Source organism: Mesorhizobium sp. P2_B11 (assembly GCF_056404855.1).
This window is the reverse complement of the sequence record NZ_JBFUDF010000013.1, coordinates 1-23,686: the sequence shown is the minus strand read 5'-3', so window position 1 is coordinate 23,686 and position 23,686 is coordinate 1. Positions and strand designations below refer to the sequence as shown.

24 protein-coding genes are annotated in these 23,686 nt (G+C 61.4%); 18 read left to right on the top strand and 6 right to left on the bottom strand.

Features of this window, described 5'->3' with window-relative positions:
* Positions 1-2 precede the first annotated feature (2 nt).
* Positions 3-896: a hypothetical protein gene (locus AC1DYJ_RS29855; protein WP_477283172.1), complete on the bottom strand. Its 894-nt coding sequence runs from the start codon at positions 894-896 to the stop codon at positions 3-5.
* A 115-nt stretch (positions 897-1,011) separates the two neighbouring features.
* Complete coding sequence (locus AC1DYJ_RS29850; protein ID WP_477283170.1) at positions 1,012-2,661, bottom strand: acyl-CoA synthetase; 1,650 nt, start codon at positions 2,659-2,661, stop codon at positions 1,012-1,014.
* 201 nt (positions 2,662-2,862) lie between these two features.
* Here AC1DYJ_RS29850 and AC1DYJ_RS29845 point away from each other — a divergent pair, with 201 nt between their 5' ends.
* The 5 genes from AC1DYJ_RS29845 (at position 2,863) to AC1DYJ_RS29825 (ending at position 9,838) form a co-directional block, all read left to right on the top strand.
* Positions 2,863-3,966 carry a KamA family radical SAM protein gene (locus tag AC1DYJ_RS29845; RefSeq protein ID WP_477283168.1) on the top strand — a complete coding sequence of 368 codons (1,104 nt, stop codon included), beginning with the start codon at positions 2,863-2,865 and terminating at the stop codon, positions 3,964-3,966.
* A gap of 127 nt (positions 3,967-4,093) precedes the next feature.
* Entirely contained in the window at positions 4,094-5,134 is a 1,041-nt protein-coding gene (gmd, locus tag AC1DYJ_RS29840; protein WP_477283166.1) for a GDP-mannose 4,6-dehydratase, read from the top strand.
* Positions 5,135-5,262: 128 nt separating this feature from the next.
* The gene (metH, locus tag AC1DYJ_RS29835) at positions 5,263-9,072 is read left to right on the top strand and encodes a methionine synthase (RefSeq protein WP_477426340.1); all 3,810 of its coding nucleotides are present in this window, start codon (positions 5,263-5,265) and stop codon (positions 9,070-9,072) included.
* A 71-nt stretch (positions 9,073-9,143) separates the two neighbouring features.
* Positions 9,144-9,440, top strand: a complete 297-nt coding sequence (locus AC1DYJ_RS29830) for a type II toxin-antitoxin system HigB family toxin (RefSeq protein WP_477283162.1) — start codon at positions 9,144-9,146, stop codon at positions 9,438-9,440.
* Positions 9,440-9,838, top strand: coding sequence for a helix-turn-helix domain-containing protein (locus AC1DYJ_RS29825; RefSeq protein WP_477283161.1), 399 nt, complete (start codon positions 9,440-9,442; stop codon positions 9,836-9,838). The genes AC1DYJ_RS29830 and AC1DYJ_RS29825 overlap by 1 nt, the downstream gene beginning before the upstream one ends.
* A gap of 65 nt (positions 9,839-9,903) precedes the next feature.
* On the opposite strand, the gene AC1DYJ_RS29820 is transcribed toward AC1DYJ_RS29825, so the two are convergent.
* Positions 9,904-10,308 carry a VOC family protein gene (locus AC1DYJ_RS29820; RefSeq protein ID WP_477283159.1) on the bottom strand — a complete coding sequence of 135 codons (405 nt, stop codon included), beginning with the start codon at positions 10,306-10,308 and terminating at the stop codon, positions 9,904-9,906.
* A 102-nt stretch (positions 10,309-10,410) separates the two neighbouring features.
* Between AC1DYJ_RS29820 and AC1DYJ_RS29815 the strand changes: the two genes are divergently transcribed.
* The 6 genes from AC1DYJ_RS29815 (at position 10,411) to AC1DYJ_RS29790 (ending at position 14,750) form a co-directional block, all read left to right on the top strand.
* Positions 10,411-11,043 carry a TetR/AcrR family transcriptional regulator gene (locus tag AC1DYJ_RS29815; RefSeq protein ID WP_477283157.1) on the top strand — a complete coding sequence of 211 codons (633 nt, stop codon included), beginning with the start codon at positions 10,411-10,413 and terminating at the stop codon, positions 11,041-11,043.
* Positions 11,044-11,302: 259 nt separating this feature from the next.
* Complete coding sequence (locus tag AC1DYJ_RS29810; protein ID WP_025583850.1) at positions 11,303-11,551, top strand: DUF680 domain-containing protein; 249 nt, start codon at positions 11,303-11,305, stop codon at positions 11,549-11,551.
* A 126-nt stretch (positions 11,552-11,677) separates the two neighbouring features.
* Positions 11,678-12,649: an MBL fold metallo-hydrolase gene (locus AC1DYJ_RS29805; protein ID WP_025583848.1), complete on the top strand. Its 972-nt coding sequence runs from the start codon at positions 11,678-11,680 to the stop codon at positions 12,647-12,649.
* Positions 12,650-12,680: 31 nt separating this feature from the next.
* Positions 12,681-13,160, top strand: a complete 480-nt coding sequence (locus tag AC1DYJ_RS29800) for a tetratricopeptide repeat protein (protein WP_029869305.1) — start codon at positions 12,681-12,683, stop codon at positions 13,158-13,160.
* Between the two features lie 342 nt (positions 13,161-13,502).
* Complete coding sequence (locus tag AC1DYJ_RS29795; RefSeq protein WP_025583816.1) at positions 13,503-14,024, top strand: DoxX family membrane protein; 522 nt, start codon at positions 13,503-13,505, stop codon at positions 14,022-14,024.
* A 117-nt stretch (positions 14,025-14,141) separates the two neighbouring features.
* Positions 14,142-14,750, top strand: coding sequence for a BA14K family protein (locus AC1DYJ_RS29790; protein WP_477283153.1), 609 nt, complete (start codon positions 14,142-14,144; stop codon positions 14,748-14,750).
* A gap of 235 nt (positions 14,751-14,985) precedes the next feature.
* Here AC1DYJ_RS29790 and AC1DYJ_RS29785 read toward each other — a convergent pair whose 3' ends face one another.
* Genes AC1DYJ_RS29785 through AC1DYJ_RS29775 form a run of 3 tightly spaced genes read right to left on the bottom strand, consistent with a single transcriptional unit; the run spans position 14,986 to position 18,191 of the window.
* Positions 14,986-15,933, bottom strand: a complete 948-nt coding sequence (locus AC1DYJ_RS29785; protein WP_477283151.1) for a hypothetical protein — start codon at positions 15,931-15,933, stop codon at positions 14,986-14,988.
* Complete coding sequence (locus tag AC1DYJ_RS29780) at positions 15,934-17,067, bottom strand: DUF3696 domain-containing protein (RefSeq protein ID WP_025583812.1); 1,134 nt, start codon at positions 17,065-17,067, stop codon at positions 15,934-15,936.
* On the bottom strand, positions 17,067-18,191 hold the full coding sequence (locus AC1DYJ_RS29775; protein WP_025583811.1) for a GmrSD restriction endonuclease domain-containing protein: 1,125 nt from the start codon (positions 18,189-18,191) through the stop codon (positions 17,067-17,069). The genes AC1DYJ_RS29780 and AC1DYJ_RS29775 overlap by 1 nt, the downstream gene beginning before the upstream one ends.
* Before the next feature lie 289 nt (positions 18,192-18,480).
* Here AC1DYJ_RS29775 and minC point away from each other — a divergent pair, with 289 nt between their 5' ends.
* The 7 genes from minC (at position 18,481) to AC1DYJ_RS29740 (ending at position 23,275) form a co-directional block, all read left to right on the top strand.
* Complete coding sequence (minC, locus tag AC1DYJ_RS29770; RefSeq protein ID WP_477283149.1) at positions 18,481-19,311, top strand: septum site-determining protein MinC; 831 nt, start codon at positions 18,481-18,483, stop codon at positions 19,309-19,311.
* Positions 19,312-19,371: 60 nt separating this feature from the next.
* The gene (minD, locus tag AC1DYJ_RS29765) at positions 19,372-20,187 is read left to right on the top strand and encodes a septum site-determining protein MinD (RefSeq protein WP_029869303.1); all 816 of its coding nucleotides are present in this window, start codon (positions 19,372-19,374) and stop codon (positions 20,185-20,187) included.
* Complete coding sequence (gene minE, locus AC1DYJ_RS29760; RefSeq protein WP_112560940.1) at positions 20,184-20,456, top strand: cell division topological specificity factor MinE; 273 nt, start codon at positions 20,184-20,186, stop codon at positions 20,454-20,456. Before minD ends, minE begins: the two co-directional genes overlap by 4 nt.
* 251 nt (positions 20,457-20,707) lie before the next feature.
* Positions 20,708-21,160: a metalloregulator ArsR/SmtB family transcription factor gene (locus AC1DYJ_RS29755; protein ID WP_025583839.1), complete on the top strand. Its 453-nt coding sequence runs from the start codon at positions 20,708-20,710 to the stop codon at positions 21,158-21,160.
* Positions 21,157-21,687, top strand: a complete 531-nt coding sequence (locus AC1DYJ_RS29750; protein WP_025583840.1) for an SRPBCC domain-containing protein — start codon at positions 21,157-21,159, stop codon at positions 21,685-21,687. The genes AC1DYJ_RS29755 and AC1DYJ_RS29750 overlap by 4 nt, the downstream gene beginning before the upstream one ends.
* 117 nt (positions 21,688-21,804) lie before the next feature.
* Positions 21,805-22,542, top strand: a complete 738-nt coding sequence (locus AC1DYJ_RS29745; protein WP_477426338.1) for a hypothetical protein — start codon at positions 21,805-21,807, stop codon at positions 22,540-22,542.
* 154 nt (positions 22,543-22,696) lie between these two features.
* Positions 22,697-23,275, top strand: a complete 579-nt coding sequence (locus AC1DYJ_RS29740) for a dihydrofolate reductase family protein (protein ID WP_477283145.1) — start codon at positions 22,697-22,699, stop codon at positions 23,273-23,275.
* The last annotated feature ends 411 nt before the right edge of the window (positions 23,276-23,686 follow it).

Below are 23,686 nucleotides of genomic sequence, written 5' to 3'. Positions count from 1 at the left end.
CCTTACTTTCCCGCCATCTGATCGGCCAGCGCCTGCGCCTGGGCAAGCAGCGCCGGAAAGGCCGGGTCTCCCGGCAAATGTTGGCCCATGCAGGCGCGGTAGTCGCTGTCGCCCTTGTCCCAGGCGGCATTTGAGGAATCGAACGCTTTTTCGTCCTTGAGGTCTGAGGCCTGGTAGGCCTCCTGGAATTTCTGCGCAGCGGCGTCCGCAGCAACCCAGACGGCGTCGCAGGTGGCGATCTTCGGAACGGAAGGGGCAGCCGGCGCTGCCATGATTCTGACGCTGTCGCCTTTGACGAGCGTAACGATGACTTCCTGCTCGTAGATCGGCCCGACATCCTGCGTCCAGCCGCCGAGCCGCGCGAAGGCGATCTCGGCGCCTTGCGGCTTCCTTAGCGGAAAGTCGAGCGTTCCCTCAAAGGCTGCGTCGCTGTTGATCGCCTGGGTATAGAAAGCATCCACCTTCAGCGCGGCATCGATGCCGGCGGGCAGTTTGAAACTCTCGTCGGTGTCGGCAGCTTTGGCCTTGAGCCAGCGCTCCAGCAGCCCTCGCGTCGTTGCCACCAGGCTGGGGCCGTCGTCGCCTTTGGTGTAGCGCAGCCCGTCGAGCATGCCGGAGCCGATGTCGGAGTCGCTGAGGCTTTCGACATTGATCGTGCCGGTCGCCGGAAAATCCTTGACCGAGAGCGGGCCGACGATGCCGGCAAGCCGCTGTTGCAGGTCGGCCAGCGCCTTCTCGTTCTCGGCGTCGATCGTTTCGATGGCCGCGTTGGCGCTGTTCAGCGCCGCGATGGCCGCAATCGCCTTGTCGCGCGCGGCGATATAGTCATCCTCCGGCGAGGCCGCGAAAGCCACGCTGCTCACGAGCGCGAACAGAAACGTCCAGACCATGCGCATGACGCAGTCTCCCCCTCATTGATGTCGACAGGCCTGAGAGCCTCCGGAGACTTCGCGGCTATTGCGTGGCGGAAATCAACGAGAAGGGGTTTTGGACGCTTGAAGATCGAAGACTTCAACCTGCATTGCGTTTCTCCACCTCCGCCTTCCTCAGCAAAAACCGCTGGATCTTGCCGCTCGGCGTCTTCGGCAGCTCGGTGACGAATTCCACCTCGCGCGGGTAGGAGTGCGCGGAGAGCCGTTTCTTCACATGCTGGGCAAGTTCTTCGGCGAGGTCCGGGTTGCCCTGGTAGGCCGGCGCCAGCACCACGAAAGCCTTGACGATCTCGGTGCGCTGCGGGTCGGGCACGCCGACCACCGCCGCCTCGTTGACCGCCGGATGCTCGATCAGCGCGCTTTCGACGTCGAAAGGCCCGATGCGGTAGCCGGCCGAGGTGATGACGTCGTCGGCGCGGCCGATGAAGGACACCGAACCGTCTGGCTCGTACTCCACCGTGTCGCCGGTGCGGTAATAGCCGCCCGCGATCGCCGGCGTCTCGGCCTGATGATAACCCTCGAACCAGCGCAGCGGGGATTTTTCGATGTCGACGGCGAGGATGCCGGGCTGGTTGGGGCCGAGCTCGTTGCCGGCATCGTCCAGCACCACCATGCGGTAGCCCGGCATCGGGAAACCCGCCGAACCTTGGCGTACCGGGTGCGAGAGGCCGTGATGGTTGTTGACCATCATGCCGTTCTCGGTCTGGCCGTAATGGTCGTGGATGGGGGCGGCGAGATTTGCGTCGAACCAGCGGATCACTTCCGGGTTGAGCGGCTCGCCGGCGCTGCTCACCACGCGCAGCCTGCCTTTGACACGGGCGGCGGCCTCGGGCCCCTCCGCCATCAGCAGGCGGTAGGCGGTGGGCGAGCCGGCAAGGCTGGTGACGCCGAGCCGCTCGATAATGTCGTAGGTGCTTTTGGCGTTGAAGGCGCCTTCGTAGAAGGTGGTGGCTATGCCGAGCTGCAACGGACCGGTGATGGCGTAGTAGAGGCCGTAGGCCCAGCCGGGATCGGCGATATTCCAGAAGACATCGTCGGCCCGAAGCCCGATCGCGTCGCGCATATAGGCGCCGAAGGCGAGCAGGGCGTTGAGCGGCACCGGCACGCCCTTTGGCAGACCGGTCGTGCCGGAGGTCGACATCATCATGAACAGGTCGCCGCCCTTGCGCATCACCGGCTGGCAGTCGGGCGAGGCGGCGGCAAGCGCGGCGCGGAAATCGATGTCGCCTTGCGGCAGCGCCTCGCCGGGGCCAGGAATGGTCGCGATTTTCGCTGATGTCTCGACCTCGTCGAGCTTGCCGCGATTGGCCGGGTTGGTCACCACGATCCTGGCGCCGCTATAGAAGAGACGATGCTCGATGGCCTTCGGGCCGAAGGCCGTGAACAGCGGCTGGTAGACCGCGCCGATCCGCCATGTGCCGAGGATCAGCGCCACCAGTTCGGGAATGCGCGGCAGCATGCCGGCGACGACATCGCCGGCACCGACGCCGGCAGCCTTGAGCACATTGGCGGCGCGGCCCGACATGTCGGCGAGATCGTCGAAGCTGAATTCGCTCAAAGTCCCGCTGGCCGAGATCGCGCGCAACGCCAGCCGGTTTTCACCGATATAGCGGCCGCAGCATTCGACATAGGCATTGATGCCGGTTGCAGGGTTGCCATGCAACCGGGCGATTTCGTCCTCGATGCGAAAGCGCTGAATGGCATCCTCATAGCGCGGCATCTTGCTCATGGCAGTCCTCCCTGATGCGTCCATCTCCCCATGGAATGCCTTGTCTGTCAGATTGCCCGAAATCGCTGCGCTGGTCGATTGCGGCGAAAGTCGGGGTGCGAGGCGAGGCTGGAGCTCTGTCGCTATGCATCCGGATAGACGGTTGACCCCGCGGGTCATCCAGCCGATAGCTCCGCGCAAATTGCTGCTCCGAGACCTCCAATGACCACAGACATCAACCTCAAAACCGCCAATGCCGACACCGCCTGGCAGGACGACGTCCGCGCCGGCGTCCGCCATGTCCGCGATCTCGCCTCGCTGCCGCTGTCGCCGGCCGAGCGCGCGGCGGCGCAGGAGGCGGCCGTGCGGCACAAGGTGCGTGCTCCGAAAACCTATCTCGATTTGATCGACTGGAACGATCCGGCCGATCCGATCCGTGCGCAAATCATTCCGTCGCCGGATGAACTGGTGGAAACGGACGGCGAGCTCGACGATCCGATCGCCGACCATGCCTTCAGCCCCGTGCCGCGCCTGACGCATCGCCACGCCGACAGGGTGCTTCTGTTCCCGACCTATCAATGCGCGGTCTATTGCCGCTTCTGCTTCCGCAAGGAATCCCTTACCTTGATCGGCCGCGGCTACACGCGCGAGGCGCTCGAAGAGGCATTCGCCTATATCGAAACCCATCCCGAAATCCGCGAGGTGATCCTGACCGGCGGCGATCCGCTGTCGCTGCCGGACAAGGCGCTGGCCGAAGTCCGCGCCCGCATCGAGACGATCGCGCATGTGCGGCTGCTGCGCATCCACACCCGCGTGCCTGTCGTGCTGCCCTCCCGCATCACGCCGGGGCTGGTAGGCGCCTTGCAGGGCCGGCTGATGGTCACTGTCGTCACCCATTTCAACCACGCGCGCGAAATCACGTCGGACACCGAATTGGCTTGCCGCACCATGCGCCAGGCAGGCTTCGTGCTGCTCAACCAGAGCGTCCTGCTCAAAGGCGTCAACGATACGGTCGAGGTGCTGGAAGAGCTCTGCCGCGAGTTGATGTATCGGCTGGGGGTAAAGCCCTATTACCTGCACCATGGCGACCTCGCGCGCGGCATGGCGCATCGGCGCACCACCATTGCCGAGGGACAGGCGCTGGCCGGCGCTCTGCGCGCGCGCCTGTCGGGCATCTGCAATCCCGTCTATGTGCTGGACCTGCCAGAAGGCGGCGGCAAGGTGCCGCTCGGGCCATGCCATATCGAGGCGCAGGACGGGCACGACTGGCGCATTCGCGGCCAGGATGGCGAGGTGAGAGTCTATCGCGACGTGGTGGGGGAATAGGAAGCCTTCGTTGCTGTCGGCAGCATTGATGTATAAGCGGGCAGGACTTGCATGTTCCAGCAACAGGCTGCCATAGATTGATGAACAGGCGTGCTTCCCTTCACAGCAGATCCTCAGGGAATGAACCGTGGGACGAAAGACAGCGCTGCTGACGGGTGTAACGGGGCAGGATGGAGCCTACCTCGCAAGGCTTCTGCTGGAAAAGGGCTATCGTGTTGTCGGCACAATCCGCAGCACATCCGCGATAAGCACCTGGCGCCTGCAGGAATTGCACATTGTCGACGACATCGAACTCATGCCGATGGAGCTGACCGAGGACTCCAACATTCGCGCCGTGTTGGAAAGCGTTCGTCCGGATGAGGTCTACAACCTTGCGGGCCAAAGCTTCGTCGGCGACTCTGTCCGCCAGCCGATCTACACGTCCGAAGTCGTGGGGATCGGCGCCTTGCGGCTGCTCGAATGCGCCAGGACGATCGTGCCGGAAGCGCGGTTCTACCAGGCGTCCAGCTCGGAAATGTTCGGCAACGCCGAACATGTCCCGCAGTCCGAAAACACCCCGTTCCATCCGCGCAACCCTTATGGCACCGCAAAGCTGTTCGCGCATTGGGCCGTGGTCAATTACCGGGAGGCCTTCGGGCTGCATTGCTCGAGCGGCATCCTGTTCAACCACGAATCTCCGCTTCGCGGCGCGGAGTTCCTGACCCGCAAGGTCTCGGTCGGGCTGGCGCGATACGCGCTCGACCGGGAGGCGCCTTTGCGCGTCGGCAACCTCGACGCAAAGCGCGATTGGGGTCATGCCAGGGACTATGTCGGCGCCATGTGGAAAATGCTGCAATTGCCAACCCCTGCGGATTTTGTCGTTGCCACCGGCGCCACCCATTCGGTGCGCGATTTCATCGGCTTCGCCGCCAATGCCTCCGGCATTCTTCTGGACTGGCTGGGGGAGGGAACCGGTGAACGCGCCATCGACCGCGCCACCGGCAAGACGGTCGTCTCCGTCGATCCGGCGTTTTACAGGCCAGCCGAAATCAACCTTCTGACCGGCGACGCCTCCCGGGCCCGTCGCGACCTCGATTGGCAACCCACGGTTCGGCTGGAGCAGCTGGCCGAAGAAATGGTCGAAGCCGACAGGAGGCGGATGTCAGGCAGCGCTGTTGCCGGGCTCTAGCGCGACGGTGGAACCGGCGACAGGGCGGCGCTCTCGTAAAGGGCGTGACATGCGCCTCTGAAAGGCGTATGTTGACATAAAGATGTCTTTATGTGACTTGGGTTTGACTGTCGCCCCAAGGATAAAAAATGTCGCAGAATTCTGCACCGCTGGACGTTTTGTTCGGCCCCGTCGCGGCTAAACCCGACGGTTCGGAAGTGCTTGCAGCACTCACCGCGGCGGCGCGCGAGCGTATCCTCATCCTCGACGGCGCCATGGGCACGCAGATCCAGGGCCTCGGTTTCGACGAAGAGCAGTTTCGCGGCGAGGCCTATGCCGGCTGCGCCTGCCACCAGCAGGGCAACAACGACCTCCTGATCCTGACCCAGCCCGCCGCGATCGAGGAGATCCACTATCAATACGCCATCGCCGGCGCCGACATTTTGGAGACCAACACCTTCTCCTCGACCTCCATCGCCCAGGCCGATTACGGCATGGAGGATGCGGTCTACGCACTGAACCGCGACGGCGCACGGCTGGTGCGGCGCGCCGCCATTCGCGCCGAGCAGAAAGACGGCAAGCGCCGTTTCGTCGCCGGTGCGCTCGGGCCGACCAACCGCACCGCCTCGATGTCGCCCGACGTCAACAATCCCGGCTATCGTGCTGTCACCTTCGACGATTTGCGCATCGCCTATGGCGAGCAGCTGCGCGGCCTGATCGACGGCGGCGCCGACATCATCCTGATCGAGACCATTTTCGACACGCTGAACGCCAAGGCGGCGATCTTCGCCTGCAACGAGATTTTTCTCGAAAAGGGCGTGCATCTGCCAGTGATGATTTCGGGCACCATCACCGATCTCTCCGGCCGCATGCTCTCGGGCCAGACGCCGACCGCCTTCTGGCACTCGGTGCGCCATGCCAGCCCCTTCACCATCGGCCTCAACTGCGCGCTCGGCGCCAACGCCATGCGTGCGCATCTGGCCGAGATATCGGGTGCCGCCGACACTTTCGTCTGCGCCTATCCGAATGCCGGCCTGCCCAATGAATTCGGCCGCTATGACGAGAGCCCGGACTTCATGGCCGCGCAGATCGAGGATTTTGCGCGGGAAGGGTTGGTCAATGTCGTTGGCGGCTGCTGCGGCTCGACGCCGGAGCATATTCACGCGATTGCCGAAGCGGTGAAGAAATACCCGCCGCGCGCGATCCCCGAGGTCGAGCGCAAGATGCGCCTGTCCGGGCTGGAGCCGTTCACGCTGACCGACGAGATTCCCTTCGTCAATGTCGGCGAGCGCACCAATGTCACGGGGTCGGCCAAGTTCCGAAAACTGATCACGGCGGGCGACTATGTCCCGGCGCTCGACGTGGCGCGCGACCAGGTCGCCAATGGCGCCCAGATCATCGACATCAACATGGACGAGGGCCTGATCGATTCCAAAAAGGCGATGGTCGAGTACCTCAATCTGATCGCCGCCGAGCCCGACATTGCCCGCGTGCCCGTCATGGTCGACTCCTCGAAATGGGAGATCATCGAGGCCGGCCTGAAATGCGTGCAGGGCAAGCCGCTGGTCAACTCCATCTCGATGAAGGAAGGCGAGGAGGCGTTCCTGCATCACGCCAGGCTTGTGCGTGCCTATGGCGCGGCGGTGGTCGTCATGGCCTTCGACGAGGCCGGCCAGGCCGACACCAAGACGCGCAAGGTCGAGATCTGCACACGCGCCTACAAGCTGCTCACCGAACAGGCCGGCTTCCCGCCCGAAGACATCGTCTTCGACCCCAACGTCTTCGCGGTGGCCACCGGCATCGAGGAGCACGACAATTACGGCGTCGACTTCATCGAAGCCACCGGCGAGATCACCGGCACGCTGCCGCATGTCCATATCTCCGGCGGCGTCTCGAACCTGTCCTTCTCGTTCCGCGGGAACGAGCCGGTGCGCGAGGCCATGCACGCGGTCTTCCTCTACCATGCCATCCAGCGTGGCATGGATATGGGCATCGTCAATGCCGGCCAATTGGCCGTCTACGACACGATCGAGCCGGAGCTGCGCGAGGCTTGCGAGGATGTCGTGCTCAACCGCGCGCCCRGGGCCGGCGGCACTGCCACCGAGCGCATGCTGGAGATCGCCGAACGCTTCAAGGGCGCAGCCGGCAAGGAAGGCAAGGAGCGCGATCTCGCCTGGCGCGAGCTGCCGGTCGAACGGCGTATCTCGCATGCGCTGGTCAACGGCATCACCGAATTCATCGACGCCGACACCGAGGAAGCGCGGCTGGCCGCCGAGCGCCCGCTGCATGTCATCGAAGGCCCGCTTATGGCCGGCATGAATGTCGTCGGCGACCTCTTTGGCGCCGGAAAAATGTTCCTGCCGCAAGTGGTGAAGTCGGCCCGCGTGATGAAGCAGGCGGTGGCAGGACTGCTGCCGCACATGGAGGCGGAGAAACTGGCCAACGCCGCCAACGGCATCGACAATGGCGAGCGCCAGACGGCTGGCAAAATCCTGATGGCGACGGTGAAGGGCGATGTCCACGACATCGGCAAGAACATCGTCGGCGTGGTTCTCGCCTGCAACAATTACGAGATCATTGATCTCGGCGTCATGGTGCCGGCGGCCAAGATCCTGCAGACAGCGCGCGAGCACAATGTCGACATCATCGGCCTCTCTGGCCTGATCACGCCGTCGCTGGACGAGATGGCGCACATGGCTTCGGAAATGGAGCGCGAAGGCTTTGATATCCCGCTGCTGATCGGCGGCGCGACGACCAGCCGCGTGCACACGGCGGTGAAGATCCACCCGCGCTATTCCAAGGGGCAGACGGTGTATGTCACTGACGCCAGCCGAGCCGTCGGCGTGGTCTCATCGCTGCTGTCGAATGACGGCAAGGCGGACTATGTCAACGCGGTGCGGGCCGAATACAAGAAAGTCGCCGACGCCCATGCCCGCTCCGAGGCCGACAAGCAGCGGCTGCCGCTGGCCAAAGCGAGGGCCAATGCGCACAAGATCGACTGGTCTGCCTACCAGCCGCCGAAGCCGACCTTCACCGGCGTGAAGGTGTTCGACAACTGGGACCTGACGGAGCTCTCGCGCTACATCGACTGGACACCGTTCTTCCAGACCTGGGAGTTGAAAGGCCGCTACCCCAAGATCCTTGAGGACGAGGCGCAGGGACCCGCCGCGCGCCAGCTGTTCGAGGACGCACAGGCGATGCTGAAGAAAATCATCGCCGAAAAATGGTTTGCGCCGCGTGGCGTCATCGGCTTCTGGCCGGCCAATACGGTGGGCGACGACATCAGGCTATTCACGGATGACGCGCGCTCACAGGAGTTGGCGACCTTCTTCACGCTGCGCCAGCAACTGACCAAGCGCGACGGCAAGGCCAATGTCGCGCTGTCGGATTTCGTTGCGCCCGCCGAGATCGGCAAGCCCGACTACATCGGCGGCTTCATCGTCACCGCCGGCATCGAGGAAGTGGCGATCGCCGAGCGTTTCGAACGCGCCAATGACGATTACTCCTCGATCATGGTCAAGGCGCTGGCCGACCGTTTTGCCGAAGCCTTCGCCGAGCGCATGCACGAGAAGGTGCGCAAGGAATTCTGGGGCTATGCGGCAGACGAAAGCCTGGCGCCCGACGAACTGATCGGCGAGCCCTATCGCGGCATCCGCCCGGCGCCCGGCTATCCCGCCCAGCCCGACCATACCGAGAAGGCAACATTGTTCCGGCTGCTCGACGGCGAAGGCAACGCCGGCGTCAGCCTGACTGAAAGCTATGCGATGTGGCCGGGCTCGTCGGTCTCCGGCCTCTATCTCGCGCATCCCGAAAGCTACTATTTTGGCGTCGCCAAGGTCGAACGCGATCAGGTCGAGGATTACGCCCGCCGCAAGGAAATGCCGCTCGCCGAAGTCGAGCGCTGGCTCGGCCCGATCTTGAATTATGTGCCCCAGCACTATGCCGAGGCGGCGGAGTAGGCGCCTCGCGCCTTTCCCAAATTGGGAAAAATTCCACTTGTTCCCAATCCGGGAATATCCTATATCGAGCCATGCAGATCATTGCCAAGAAGGCACTGAGGGACTTTTGGGCCAAGCATAATCAGGCTGAAGCGCCTTTGACTGCATGGTATGTCGCCGTCGACAAGGCCGAGTGGAAAGGCCCGGCCGACATCAAGGCTGCGTTTGGCGCAACGGTTGATTTTGTCGGCGATAATCGTGTGTTTTTCGACATCGGCGGCAACAAGTACCGCCTGATTGTCCATGTCGCCTACAAGTTTCATCGTGTCCTGATCAAATTCGTAGGGACACACAAGGAATACGACAAGATCGATCCGGAGAAGGTGTGATGGAAAACATTCGACCCATTAAGACCGAAGCCGACTACGATTGGGCGATTGCCGAGATCACCAGATATTTTGAGAATGAGCCCGAGGTCGGCTCTGCCGACAGTGATCGCTTCGACGTTCTCGCAACTCTGATCGAGGCTTATGAGGACAAGCACTATCCGATCGAAGCGCCGGATCCTGTCGAAGCCATTCGTTCTCACATGGAACTGTTCAACCTTCCGCGCAAAGCCCTGGCCGATGTAATCGGGTCATCGCCTCGGGCGACCGAGGTGTTGAGCCGAAAGCGCGCCCTCACCATGGACATGGTCTTCAAGCTCAACAAGGAATGGCGTATCCCGGCTGAAGTTCTTGTGCGGCCCTACCACCTTGCAAAGGACAAGGAACGCAAACGCGCCTGATGAAAGCGACAGGCAGGCGCCGATCGCTTCTCTCTGGTGATCCCCAGCATCGGGCGCCCGACGCGTTACTGCATCGCTGCAGGGTTCATCCACAGAAACTCCCACACATTGCCGTCCGGATCCTCGATGTGGCGGTTGAACATGAAGCCGAGGTCTTGCGCCGGGTTGGGATCGGCGCGGCCGCCTGCCGTCACGCCCTTCTCGATGACGGCATTTACGTCGTCCTTGCTGTCGACGGTAAGTGCGATCAACATCTGGCTGTCGCGCCTGGCGTCGCCGATCGGACGGGCAGTGAACTGGCCGTAGTGCTGATGGGTCAGCAACATCACCCCGATCGCGTCGGAGAACATGATCGAGCTGGCCTGATCGTTGGAGAATTGCGGGTTCAGCATGCCGCCGATCGCGAGATAGAACTTGGTAGCCGCCTGCAGATCGCGCACCGGCAGATTGAGAAAGACCATCTTGGGCATTGGCTTTGATCCTGGTTTCGTTGACGGGTACTAGTCAGTCTAGTACTGTGGCAATGGCTATCACAAGGGAACGGTACCGTCTAGTACTGATCGAGGGGCGCTATGGAAAAAAATGTCGAGACCAGATCGGCCCGCAAGGATCGGGAAATCATCGAAGCGGCCACGGCCGCTTTCATAGCCAAGGGCTATGACGGAACCAGCATGGAGGAGATCGCCACCAAGGCGGGGGCTTCCAAGCAGACCGTCTACAAGCATTTCAAGGACAAGGAGACGCTTTTCACCGAAGTCGTCGAAGCGACCGCGAGCCAGACCAACGACATTGTCGAGTCCGTGACGATGCTGCTTTCCGAGGCGCAATTCCTGGAGGGCGGCTTGCAGCAGCTTGCCCGGCGCATGACCGCGGCGCTGATGGACGACGAGCTTTTGAAGCTGCGGCGTCTGATCATCGCCAACGCGGACCGGATGCCGCAGCTTGGCCGCAGCTGGTACGAAAAAGGCTTTGAGCGCATGCTTGCTTCGGTGGCGTCATGTTTTCAGAAACTCACTGATCGAGGCCTGTTGCGGACCAGCGATCCCCGCATGGCTGCCAGTCATCTCTTCGGAATGGTGCTATGGATCCCCATGAACGAAGCCATGTTCACCGGACGCAACCCGCGCTCGAAGGCCGATCTCGAGCGGCATGCCGATGCCTCGGTCGAAGCGTTCCTTGCCGCCTATGGGGTGCGGTCGAAATAGTGTTGTTATCCAGGGCGCCGCTCACGTAGACGTCGGCGCGACAGAGGGGGTGTCGTAGAGCGCTCCCTCCGCGACCTCTTCACGTGCTTGTCTCTGGGTCGATAAACTCGAGCTTCAGCGCAGCTGTCGGCGCCCAATTTCCTCCTCGCGAAAAAAATCCCACCCCACCGGGGAATAAATCACGGCCCGTCCGGGTCTTGTCATCAGCGGGGCCATTCCGGCCCGCGACCCCAAAGAAACGAAACAAGGAATATTGGACATGACCAAGCTCGCTCTCAGCGTGGCTGCGATGCTGCTCGCCTCGAGCGCTGCCTTTGCCGGCAGCGACCACTTCTCCGACACCACCAGCCAGCCTGCCGTGGACACCAATGCCACCGCCTCGATCCACAACAAGGTCGACACCAAGGTGAAGACGGGAGCGGCCAATTATTCGGTCAAGAAGCACGGCATCCAGCCGGCGACGAAATCTGCTGCGGACGAACCGGGCCAGGGCATCTGGGGCAACTGAGTTCACGAGCGCCGGCGCCGGATCCCGCGGCGCCGCCTCGACCGCAACAGGACGGAGAGCCACGGGCTTTGGCTCTCCGTCATCCCTTCGTGAGCCTAGCCACCAACTCAACAAAGGAGATCACCCATGTTCACAATGACACGTCGCACATTGCTTGGAACCACGCTCGCCGCAACGGCCTTTGGTCTTGCCGGCAAGCTCGAATTCACCAGGCCGGCCTTCGCCGAAACGCCGGTCGAACCGTCGATCGGCTTCTACAAATACAAGGTCGGCGATATCGAGGTCACCGCCATCTATGACGGCATTTGGCGCAAGCCCCACGATCCGGCTTTCATCAAGGACGTTTCGGTCGACGACACCAAGGCAGCGCTCGCCAAGGCGGGCCTGACCACCGACTTCATGCCGATCCCGCTCACCGTCGTCGTGCTCAAGATGAACGGCAAGCTGATCATGATGGATGCCGGCTCCGGAGTCGGCCAGTGGCAGACAAACGCCACGCATCTGCCGGCCAACATGGCCGCCGCGGGCATCGACTACAAGGCGATCGACACCATCATGATCTCGCATTTCCACCCTGACCATGTCTGGGGCCTGATGGAGAAGGGCACCAACGCGCCGGTGTTCCCCAATGCCGAGCTGATCGTCAACGCCACCGAATACAACTGGTGGACCGACCCGAGCCGGTTGGCCAAGCTGCCCGAGGGACGCAAGCCGGCGGGCAAGCGCATCGCCGAGAACTTTCCGAAATGGAAGAACTGGAAGCTGGTCGAGGATGGCGCCGAGGTCGTGCCCGGCATCCAGATCATCGCCGCCCCCGGCCACACGCCGGGCCACTCGGTCTACCTCGCCAATTCCGGCAAGGAACAGCTGATGATCTCCGCCGACACCATGTATGTACCGGCCCTTCTGGCGCCGCATCCGGAATGGCAGGGCAGCTACGACCAGGACGGGCCGACGGCGATCGCCACCCGCCACAAGATCATCGACCGGGTGATTGCCGACAACATCCGCATCTCCGGGTCGCACTTCCCGTTCCCCGGCACCGGCGTCTTCGTGAAAGACGGCAATGCCTACGGTTTCACCCCAGTCCAGATTTGAGCGCAAGCTCCTGACCCAAGCGAGAAAGACAATGAGAAAATCCTATCTGGGCAAGAACGCCCTGTTCGGCCTGCTCGGCGCCATTGCCGTGCTGACCGTGGTTCCCGCGGCAACCGTCATGCCGGCCTTTGCTGTCGACGACATCGAGGGCACTGACGCGCCCGATCTCACCGCCGTCCAGGCCAAGATCGCGGTCAAGGACTACAAGGGCGCGCTGGCAGACCTGCGTGATCTCGCGCAGGACAACCAGCAGGCCGACGTCTACAACCTGCTCGGCTTCACGCTGCGCAAGACCGGCGATTTCACCACCGCGCTGACCTATTATAACAAGGCGCTGGAGCTGAAACCCGACCACAAGGCCGCCCGCGAATATCTGGGCGAGCTCTATGTCGAAACCGGCGACATGGCCAAGGCAAACGAGCAGCTGGCCTCGCTGCAAAAGCTGTGCCCGGCCGGCTGCGAGGAACTCGAGGATTTGCAGAAGGCCATCGCCACGAAAGTTACGCAGTAGGGCGCGCAAGTTCCCCCTCACCCGGATTGCCAACCGAATTGCGAAGGGCAATTCGGGGCAGTCCGACCTCTCCCCGAGGGGAGAGGAGGGGCCCGGCGGCGACGCCCATCTCTTCTCCCCAACGGGGAGAAGGTGGCCGCGAAGCGGCCGGATGAGGGGGCCTTGGCGCTGACCCCAACCCACCACAGTTTGGGCGCCCGTGGCCGGCGCCCAAAAAGCCGGAGTCGGCATGCTTCCCTCAGGCTGGCTCCGGCCCCTCGGACATCACCCAATTCCAGTGCCACCCACACGCGCCCACCGGGCGCGCGGCGACCGCCTGCACCCAAAATCCGGAGCTTCACCATGAACCTGACCGACCAAATCGCGAAGCTGCACGCGCTGGCCGCAAAGTACCACGCCAGAGACATCGCCCTGCTTGCCGGCCGCCTGCTGCTGTCCGTGCTCTTCCTGCACGAAGGCCTGACGCTGGCCACCCATTTCGACGCCGCTGCCAAGGCGATGGCAGCCCAAGGCATCGGCCGGCCGCTGTTCGTCGCCACGCTCGCGCTGCAGCTCGGGGCAGGGCTCGCAATCGCATCCGGCCTGCTCACCCGCCTCGGCGCCATCGGCCTTGGCCTGTTCTGCCTGGCAACCGCCACGCTGTTCCACACCAACCTCGCCAGCCAGAACGAGCTGCTGCATTTCGAAAAGGATCTGGCCATCGCCGGCGGCATGTGCGTGCTGGGCATCGCAGGCGCCGGCGCCTTCTCGCTCGACCGGCTGGTGACTCTCCACCTGCAGCAACGCCAGCGCGACAAGGAAATGGTGGCGGCACTTCTGGCGGCGGAGAACGAGTTCACGCCGCACGTGCGGCTGCCGGTTTGAGGCACCTGGGCCTGCTGCTGTGCGCATCGTCTGCCGCTGCCGGCCCTTGCCAAATGCTTGCTTGCTGGAACCAGTCCCGATGCTCCGCATTCTATTAGCGGGGCCTCAAGGGAGTGTGTGATGAAAGCGGTTTTGGCACTGGTCGCAGGCTTCGTCCTGACCCTTGCGGTCTTTGCCAGCGGGCTGGCTTTCGCCGCCTGGCTGATCGTCGCAAAGCCCGTGCATCAGGCCGGGCCCGCCGAGAGTGTCTCGCAATTGTGGACCAAGGATGCACAGAAAGTGGACAAGGCCGCGCCGGGGCTGGAGCGTGTGGCCGCCGCGCAGCCCGTGGCGCCCGACGCCGGCGCCAGGATGCAGTCGCCGGACCCGGTCAGCACAGGCGCGGTGGCGCCCGATGCGGGCGAGCAGCAGGCCAGGCTGCCGGCTGCCCATGTCAGCTGGTGCGCGGACCGCTACCGCTCCTACAATCCTGACGACAACAGCTACATGTCCTACAGCGGACAGCAGCGCCCCTGCGTCTCGCCCTATCTTGAAACCAGCGCCGCGGCCGACCAGGCCGCGCAGCAACCCGCCGAAGTCAGCTATGTTGGCGCCGGCCCTCTGGTGGCAACTGCGGACCTTTCGGACGATCACGTCGAATCCTGCTTCAGCCGCTACCGCTCCTACCGTCCCGAGGACAACAGCTACCAGCCCTATTCCGGCGGGCCCAGGCGCCAGTGCGAGTAGGCGGGCTGCGTGAATCGCGCGCGATCCCTGGCCATTTAGATCAGGCATTTTTTTTGGATCGTTCGCACTGGCACGGCGTTCTTTCCTGACACCGAGGAGGAACGAAGACGGGTGACGAAAGCAACGACAAGATTCGCGACAGCGCCTAGCACATGTGGCAAACTCGAAGGCGCTTCGTTAAATATTCCATTGCGACAGAGTGCGGCGAATATAAAATTAACGGCGGACTTTCGACCTACCACTTAGTAAGTTTTTCCCCAAAGTAGAGGACTTTTATAGTTCTTTGTCCGTCAGGGACTGGCCATTGAAAGTGTACTCGAAACTGAGGTGTTTTTATTTTACCATGCCATGAGCAATATAGTTTCGATCCGTCCCCATTGCCGTCACGAAACATAAAGACATTCTTGTCTTCAGGGTCTTCATCAGAGAACCAGGCCTTACCGCCCTGGAAGTGTTGGGTGACTAACTCCATTGCGGCTTCTGAAAGTGAACCGTTGTCCTGGATGCCAGCCGCGACGCGATTGAGCACGTCGAGTAAGACCAAACCGCGTCGTACGACGTTGCCGCTGAAAGGATGTTTCTTCAGACCTGCGTTGAAATTCGTTTGATCGATGTTTAGAGAATTGAACCGCTTTACGCACTCTGAAATGAAGTCGTCCCAAGTGCCCGGTTCGGGCGTGAGAGCTTCAGCGAGTATGACGAGCCCGTCTAGTGTCCAGTAATTTTGAGTTTCAGCTATCCAAATGGGCTCTTCAGGAAAACCTTGGACAACCTCCAGCGGCGTTTTATTGAAAGATCCATCGCATCCGCCCGGAAAGCTAAACGACGCAACAGTTTCCCCTGCGAGGAGTCCGCGGCCGGCCGCACCCAAACCTTGATCGGTAACCTCCTCATTTTCGTGCCACCACAGATTATCCTCGACATCAATACATTCGTCTTCTGAAAATGGCCCGCTCTTCCCCAACCAGTTGAAAAGGAGTGCCCTCTCTGTCTGTCTCGCAGATGCGATAACGCCATGTAAGGACAGAGCCCCTACAGCAGAGCGGCCGACCAAGGATCTCGAAACCACCACCCGGAAAGAGTGCTTGCGGGCTTCGAAGAAGAGTCCGAGGATCGCCTGGAGGGCGGTCTCATTGCTCAGAAATCTACCTTCCATAGAGAGATCGTTCAGATACAAGTTCATCTATTTGCCGAGCCCAAGCAATTGACTTAGATCGCTTTCAGCCTGGTCGAAGAATCCCTGGGGCCAGGAATCGATCTCCCCAGCAGGATCAACATTCAGCCGTCGGACTCCATGGTTATCTTCAGAAGATCCTCCGAAGAAGTAAATTGCCGTCTGTTTGTGGGATATAATCTGTTGCTGAATGGCCAGTCTAACCCCGTTTAGAAAGTGATCGCTGTGAGTTTCAACAATCACACGCACCCCTGCGGCGGCAAACCGAGCTACTATCTTCCCGAGTTCCGATTGCGCGCGGGGATGAAGATGGGCTTCCGGGCTATCAACAATCACCAGTTGGCCGTCCTGCGCAGTAACCAACGCCACGATAAGGGGAAACACATATGTTAGCCCAAAACCAATGTTCCCAGGTCGAATCCAATTCGATTTACCCAAGCGCAATTCCAATCTGAAAAGGTCGACGCCCGGTAACTGGTCGGTGTTTGCTTCTGCACCAGGAAATAGCTGTCCAAGATAGGCGTCAACTTGGCCCCTAACTGTAGTTCGCTGTTCATCAGGATGTCGTCTCCCAGATGCAACTTCGTCATCTGCTGTCTGGAAGTGCCAAAAAGGCGCAAATTCTCCCGATTTTCCAACATCGCCATAAGGGATGGTGAGTGGCGGAGAGGGCCAAGCATTAGTGGAAAAAAGTCGAGAAGCCCCCAAGAAGGTTAAGTTTCGAATGCTGTCGCATAAGCCTTCTGCCGCATGCCCATCAGGGGCAGCAACTCTCGTTGAGGTCATTTCGACGGATTTCTCGTCGGTGAAGACCGATTGTTCTATTCTCAGATACCTAGCGCGCCTTTCTGCGACGAGACGCCACAAGCCGGAAATCTGCCCCTGCTTAACGTAAAGAGATACCGTGGGCTGCCCGCCAAAACGGGCAACGTCGACTGCATTCCCGAGGTGGACAAGTGGGCCATCCAAATCAATAGCCGAACCAGATGGTGCCACTCTGAGCGACTGGCTCAGCAGTAGCAATGTCTGTATAACTGTCGATTTCCCAGCTCCGTTGTATCCAGTAAATAATGTTAAGTGGTGCAAATCTACCCGCAAGTCCTTAAAGCACTTAAATTCTTCGATTGAAACTGAAATAACCATCAAAAATAATCCTTGAAAGTTTCAAAAGAATCTTCGAACCTGCTCGATACTTGATTGCCGCTGTTGGTTGAATAGCTAACAGAGAGACTAAAGGAGTCGTTTCGCATAAGAGATATCACTTTATTTCTTATTGAAATGGAGTTTTCATTGAAAGTTTTTTCTTCTATTTTTGCAAAACTGACAGAAAAAACGTCAAACATCGATATATTGAGGGGTGTCCTCCAGGCGTTCGCTTGATCCTCCTTGAGGGATTTTCGGAAGGCCTGAATGCCAAATAGATTGTAGTTCCACTTCATGGAGTGCCGGAAGCGCTCCTGCAGACCAAGGAGTTCGGCGGCTGAGATAGAGTTCATGTGGGAGAGCGATCGTGCCAAAAATTCGTCCATTTCGCCGCTGATGTATGACTTGTGCCCCAGGATATAGAACGCGGCAAAACGGTTGATCGCCTCGCGGTCTCGCATTGTTTTTGATTTAAGGGATCCTGCGTTAACCTGTCGAAATTCGCGAGACTCGGCCTGATCTCTTAGCCACTGGGTCGCTTTCCCCGAATAAAGGGCATTCCGCATCTGTTGTCGCGTGAGCGGCGCTCCGCTGTTTACACGATCAAAGATGTCTAGCCTCGCAGCTTCCGGTGCCTTGCGATCAAGTATATAGAGCACGAGTTGTGTGTCTTCGATGCGCTCTTGGAGGCGCGGCTCCAGGTCTTTGAAATATTTTCCATCCAGGTAATGCGGCGGAGAACCTTCTTGTTTACTACTGAGCCCTGTCAATCGAAACTCATTATTTAGGTATCTCGAAAATGTGGTAAGTCTCTGAAGGCCATCGACTACTATAATCCTCCCGTCTGGTGCCTCAGCAACGTAGAAAACTGGAAGAGGTATCCGCATAACGCAGCTCTCAATCAGTTTAGACTGTTTTTCAACATCCCAGACGAAGGCGCGCTGAAACTCTGGGTCCATAATGTACCGGTCTTTTGAAATGCGATCGACTACCTCACGAGCTGATCTTGTCTCAGTGCGCACCATGACGTCTTCAAGGGGATAGTTCCCGCGGGCCGACTCCAGCGCTGGATCTAGACCTTCAATGTCATCCTTTTCTGGATCGGGAAGCGGGGCATCTGACATCACGTTCTCCTCGTATCGACATACCACAGGTATCATGTTTGAAGTTGTGGGACATCCCGCTTACGCTATGGATATTGCTCGTCCAAACACAAACCCACGCCCTGACACGAAAGCGGGATTTCCGGGGCGTCGCAGCGGACTTCGGGCGCGATTGTGGCTTGGCTATCGAGCGACCTGGCTTTTGTCAGCGGCGTCATTCGGGCCCCCCCTCCCTCCCGTCCTCTGCCCGTTAACCTTTCATTAACCATACCACCGCTAGCGTTTACCTCTCAGTAAGGAATCGCCCGCCGTGACCTTTGCCGCTCCCCTCGAGGCCAAATCCATTCGCTTTCGCGCCCGCTCCTTCGTCGCTTTCACGCTGACGCCGGAGGCGCCTTTGGATGTTTGGCTGGAGAGCCTGGATCGCTGGATCGGCAATTCGCCGGGCTATTTTGCCGGCCGCCCGGTGGTGCTCGATCTGAACACGCTGAAGCCCGATGTCGTTGCCATCGAAGCGCTGATCGGCGTGCTCGGCCAGCGCGGCATCCGCGTCTATGCCATGGAACTCGACGGCGGCGGCGAGCTTGGCGCGCATCTGCCGCCGGTGCTGGTCGGCGCCAAGGAGGCGACCACCGACGGGCTGCTGCAGCCGAGCCGCAAGGCGGGCAGGGCGGAGGATGCGTCAGGCGACAAGCCGGCCGCTGATCTCAAGGCGGCAAGCGATTTGAAGGCGGATTTGAAGGCAGGTGACCTGAAGCCGGCGGGCGAGGCCAAGCCGGCGCCGCAGGACGCCAAAATTGCCGCGCCGGACGCGAGCACGCTGATGATCCGCTCGCCGATCCGCTCGGGGCAGCTCATCTTTCATCCGCATGGCGATGTCATCGTGCTGGGCTCGGTCGCCTCCGGCTCCGAGATCGTCGCCACCGGCTCGATCCATGTCTATGGCACGCTGCGCGGCCGCGCTTCGGCGGGCGCGCAAGGCAACACGGCCGCCCGCGTCTTTTGCCGCAGGAACGAGGCCGAGCTTCTGTCGGTCGACGGCTGGTATTGCACCGCCGAGGAAATGGACCCGTCAGTCCGGGGCAAGCCTGTGCAGGCATTTCTCGACAACGGCATGCTGCGCATCGCCCCTTTTAGCTAATGCGGCGGGCGCGGCTCGCGCCCGTCAGCGACATAACGAACAACAACGGAGGCTTTTTCGATGGGCAAGGTAGTGGTGGTCACCTCGGGCAAGGGGGGCGTCGGCAAGACGACCTCGACCGCGGCTCTGGGGGCGGCGGTCGCCAAGACCGGCAAGAAGGTGGCGCTGGTCGACTTCGACGTCGGCTTGCGAAACCTCGATTTGATCATGGGCGCCGAACGGCGCGTCGTGTTCGACCTCGTCAACGTCATCCAGGGTTCGGCAAAACTGTCGCAGGCGCTGATCCGCGACAAGCGGGTCGAGACGCTCTTCCTGCTGCCGGCCTCGCAGACGCGCGACAAGGATGCGCTGACCGAAGAGGGCGTGGCCGAGGTCATCGGCAAGCTGCGCTCGGTCTTCGACTATGTCTTCTGCGACAGCCCGGCCGGCATCGAGCGCGGCGCCCAGCTCGCCATGCGCTTTGCCGACGAGGCGGTCATCGTCACCAATCCTGAGGTGAGCTCGGTGCGCGATTCCGATCGCATCATCGGCCTGCTCGACGCCCGCACTCTGCGCGCCGAACAGGGCGAGCAGATCGCCAAGCATGTGCTGGTCACGCGCTACGATGCCGCCCGCGCGGCTCGCGGCGAAATGCTGTCGATCGACGATGTGCTGGAGATTCTCTCGACGCCGCTGCTCGGCATCATCCCGGAGAGCCAGGATGTGCTGCGCGCCTCCAACCTCGGTTCGCCGGTGACGCTGTCGGAGCCGCTCAACGCCGCCGCCAAGGCTTACATCGATGCCGCAAAGCGGCTCGAGGGCGAACAGCTTCCGGTCATCGTTCCCTTCGAACGCAAGGGCTTCCTCGACCGTCTGCTGGGAAGGAGGGCGGCATGAACCTGCTCGACATCTTCAAGCGGCGCACCAGCGCGCCGGTGGCGCGCGAACGGCTGCAAGTGCTGCTCGCCTATGAGCGCCGCAACCGCAGCCAGCCCGATCTCGTCTCCATCCTGCGCGAGGAGATCATGGCGGTGATCGCCAAGCATGTGCAGATCGACCAGGATTATCTGCAAGTCTCGATGGACCGCGGCGAGACCATGTCGACGCTGGAAATAGACATCCAGATCCCCAACAAGAGCCCGGTGCCGCTGGCCATGGCGGGGTGAGGGTACTTTTACCCTCCCCCTTGTGGGGAGGGTCGATCCGCAAAGCGGATCGGGGTGGGGGTCTGCGCGACCTCCGCCATCTGGTTCCGCGTTGCGCGGGCGAGAAAACATCTTGCTAGGTCAGCCAAGCACCCCCACCCGGACCTGCGGTCCGACCACCCCACAAGGGGGAGGTAGGGGGTCGGCGTCTGTCTCAAAAACATTCAACCAAACGGTTGACTATCAAAAAGCGCGCATCTATATTCAACTACATGGTTGAATTAGAGACGCCCCAGATGGACCAGGTTTTTCACGCCCTTAGCGACGTCACGCGCCGCAACATGCTTAACAGCCTCGCCGGTGGCGAGCGCACGGTGAGCCAGCTGGCCGAACCCTTCGCCATGTCGCTGGCCGCCGCCTCCAAGCACATCAAGGCGCTGGAGCATGCCGGGCTGATCCGGCGCGAAGTGCGCGGCCGCACCCATGTCTGCCGCCTCGAGGCCCGGCCGCTCGCCACCGCCTATGAGTGGCTCGCCCAATACTCGCGTTTCTGGAACAGCCGCCTCGATGTCCTCGAGCAGCTTTTGCGCGAGGAGGCGAGGCACAAAACGCCGGCAGCGCAAACGACGCCGGCAACGCCGGAATCATCCAAGACTGAATCACTCAGGCCAGAATCATCCAGGCCAACATCGCCCAAGCCAACATCCCAGGGAGAAGACCAATGAACCAGATGAACTTCGACGGCTACGGCCAGTTGATCCAACCCACCACGTTGAGGATCGAACGGCTTTTGCCCGGAACCAGGGAGCGCGTCTGGGAATATCTGACACAGAGCGATCTGCGCCGCCAGTGGATGGCCGCCGGCGACATGGAGGAGGAGGAAGGTTCGTCCTTCGAGCTCGTCTGGCGCAATGACGAACTCACCGACCCGCCCGGCGAAAGGCCGGCCGGCTTCGGTGATGAGCACCGGATGCAGAGCCGCATTGTCGAATGCGACCCGCCGCGCAAGCTCACCATCACCTGGAGCGGCAGCGGCAATGTCTCGTTCGAACTGGCGCAGCGCGGCGACGATGTCCTGCTCACCGTTATTCACCGCCGTCTGCCCGACCGCTCGAGCCTGCTGATGCATGCCGCCGGATGGCACATCCATCTCGATATTCTGGCGGCCCGCATGACGGGCGAGAAGCCGGAAACGTTCTGGGACGGCTGGAAGCGCCTCATGACGGACTACGACCAGCGCCTGCCGGCCTGACCTGACCTGACCTGACTAAGCATTTCCACCTGACCTCGCGCCATATGGCGGCGCGAGGACCGATGAAACACGTCCCAACATTGGAGAAAGACAATGCGTGCATTCAGTAGAATCGGCTTGGCTATGACAATCGGTCTTGCCGGTCAGCCGGCAGCCCGGGCGGCGGACACGACCATCGACCAGATGCCGGCCCAACTCGAAACCCGCTATGCGCTCAGCGCCTTGCCGCCGCCATTGCGCGACAAGGCGACCGTCTATCTGCTCGATCCCGCGAAGGGCTACCAGCTTGCCCGGCAAGGCACGGGCGCTTTGACCTGTCTCGTCGAGCGCACCGCCTGGGAGCTCGTCGACTTCCGCAACGACATCTATTTTCCCCTCTGCTACGACGCCGCCGGCACCAGCACCTATCTCAAAGTGATCATGGATGCCGCCAGGCTTCGCGCCGAGGGCATGGACGCCGCCGCGCTGAAGGCCGAAATCCAGAACCGCTACGACAACAAGACCTACAGGACACCTGACAAAGCAGGCCTGTCCTACATGGTGGGTCCCATCATGCGCACCATCGGCCCGCCCGACATGCAGGTCCACACCATGCCGATGCCGCATCTGATGTTCTATGCCGCCGGCATCACCAATGAGGACATCGGCGCGGCGCCGGACCTCGCCAATCCTTCCAGCCTGCTCAATCCCTTCATCGACAGGCAGGGAAACGCCGAGCAGAGCTACATGATCCAGATGGTGGGCGAGACGGAGAAGGCGAAAATCCTGGCCGACGAAAAGCCGCTTCTCGACGGTCTCTGCGCCTACCGCGATGTCCTTTGCCTGACAGACCATATGGATATGGACCACCACTGACCGCCACGTCCCCGCGCCAGGGGACGGGTGCAAAGGGGATGGCGCCGATCGGCCATCTCGCAACGACCGCGTAGCCTCCGCCGTGGAGACTCGCACTCACCACCGATGAAACCAAGCAACGTGCTTGCATCCCGCAAGCCTGAAGGAGGAAGTCATGCGCAAATTGATCACCGGAATGAAGATCTCCATCGACGGCAAGATGGAAGGACCCGAAGGTTTTGCTGACTGGGTCGACAACTGGTCGGAGGAATACGGCCTGATGCCTCAGATCGATGCCTGCCTGCTCGGCGGCGTCATGTATGCCGGCTACGAGCGCTACTGGAGCGCGATCCTTGAGAACGCGCCGGACCAGCCACTGCCGATGACCGGCAAACTGGTCGACCCGGCCGAGCTCGAATGGGCGCGCTTTGCCGCGAAAACCCCGCACTATGTGCTGTCGAACACCATGACTTCGGCGGCCTGGGCCTCGACGCGCTTCCTGCGCAGCATCGACGACATCGCGGCGCTGAAGCGCGAGCCCGGCAAGGCCATCTACCTCATGGGCGGCGCCCGCATCACCGCCAGTCTGATCGAGGCCGGGCTGGTCGATGAAATCAGGCTCATCGTCTATCCGCTGCTTGCCGGCGACGGCAAGGCGCTGTTCGGCACGGTGCACGCCAGGCACAAGCTGGAACTGCGCAAGGCCGAGCCGCTTTCGGACGGGCGGGTGAGTTTGGTTTATGGGGTGGTGTGACCTAACCAGTCTTGGGTTCCTCGCCCCCGCAAAGCGGGGGAGGGGTGGCCGCGAAGCGGTCGGAGAGGGGGCTGCGGCCTCGGCGATTTCTCTCTCGTTGAAGGCCGCGCCATTCCCCTCTCCGTCGCGGCTTCGCCGCGCCACCTTGTATCTACACGAGAGAGATTTCGTGGGATTGAAGCGATTGAGCCAAGGTCCGGGCGGCCGCCCGGACCTTGGCTTGGCGAAGTCGCCCGTACCACCTGAGGTTACAGCCGCGGGAGAGCTTGGGATCTTCGCCGTCGTCACGCACGACCGAACAGTCGCTTGGTTCCAACCGTACGCACAAGGCAGGTTACCGTGAACAGGATCATTTGTGGAGTTGATGTTTCCAAGGATTGGCTGGATTGATGTTTCCAAGGATTGGCTGGA

Coding starts and splice junctions, on each gene's coding strand:
- AC1DYJ_RS29805 (WP_025583848.1), top strand. CDS start 11,678: ATGTTCACAATGACACGTCGCACATTGCTTGGAACCACGCTCGCCGCA.
- AC1DYJ_RS29775 (WP_025583811.1), bottom strand. CDS start 18,191: ATGTCAGATGCCCCGCTTCCCGATCCAGAAAAGGATGACATTGAAGGT.
- minD (WP_029869303.1), top strand. CDS start 19,372: ATGGGCAAGGTAGTGGTGGTCACCTCGGGCAAGGGGGGCGTCGGCAAG.
- AC1DYJ_RS29795 (WP_025583816.1), top strand. CDS start 13,503: ATGAACCTGACCGACCAAATCGCGAAGCTGCACGCGCTGGCCGCAAAG.
- AC1DYJ_RS29785 (WP_477283151.1), bottom strand. CDS start 15,933: ATGAACTTGTATCTGAACGATCTCTCTATGGAAGGTAGATTTCTGAGC.
- AC1DYJ_RS29855 (WP_477283172.1), bottom strand. CDS start 896: ATGCGCATGGTCTGGACGTTTCTGTTCGCGCTCGTGAGCAGCGTGGCT.
- AC1DYJ_RS29845 (WP_477283168.1), top strand. CDS start 2,863: ATGACCACAGACATCAACCTCAAAACCGCCAATGCCGACACCGCCTGG.
- AC1DYJ_RS29740 (WP_477283145.1), top strand. CDS start 22,697: ATGCGCAAATTGATCACCGGAATGAAGATCTCCATCGACGGCAAGATG.
- AC1DYJ_RS29830 (WP_477283162.1), top strand. CDS start 9,144: ATGCAGATCATTGCCAAGAAGGCACTGAGGGACTTTTGGGCCAAGCAT.
- AC1DYJ_RS29800 (WP_029869305.1), top strand. CDS start 12,681: ATGAGAAAATCCTATCTGGGCAAGAACGCCCTGTTCGGCCTGCTCGGC.
- AC1DYJ_RS29820 (WP_477283159.1), bottom strand. CDS start 10,308: ATGCCCAAGATGGTCTTTCTCAATCTGCCGGTGCGCGATCTGCAGGCG.
- AC1DYJ_RS29810 (WP_025583850.1), top strand. CDS start 11,303: ATGACCAAGCTCGCTCTCAGCGTGGCTGCGATGCTGCTCGCCTCGAGC.
- AC1DYJ_RS29825 (WP_477283161.1), top strand. CDS start 9,440: ATGGAAAACATTCGACCCATTAAGACCGAAGCCGACTACGATTGGGCG.
- AC1DYJ_RS29750 (WP_025583840.1), top strand. CDS start 21,157: ATGAACCAGATGAACTTCGACGGCTACGGCCAGTTGATCCAACCCACC.
- minE (WP_112560940.1), top strand. CDS start 20,184: ATGAACCTGCTCGACATCTTCAAGCGGCGCACCAGCGCGCCGGTGGCG.
- AC1DYJ_RS29815 (WP_477283157.1), top strand. CDS start 10,411: ATGGAAAAAAATGTCGAGACCAGATCGGCCCGCAAGGATCGGGAAATC.
- AC1DYJ_RS29850 (WP_477283170.1), bottom strand. CDS start 2,661: ATGAGCAAGATGCCGCGCTATGAGGATGCCATTCAGCGCTTTCGCATC.
- AC1DYJ_RS29780 (WP_025583812.1), bottom strand. CDS start 17,067: ATGGTTATTTCAGTTTCAATCGAAGAATTTAAGTGCTTTAAGGACTTG.
- AC1DYJ_RS29755 (WP_025583839.1), top strand. CDS start 20,708: ATGGTTGAATTAGAGACGCCCCAGATGGACCAGGTTTTTCACGCCCTT.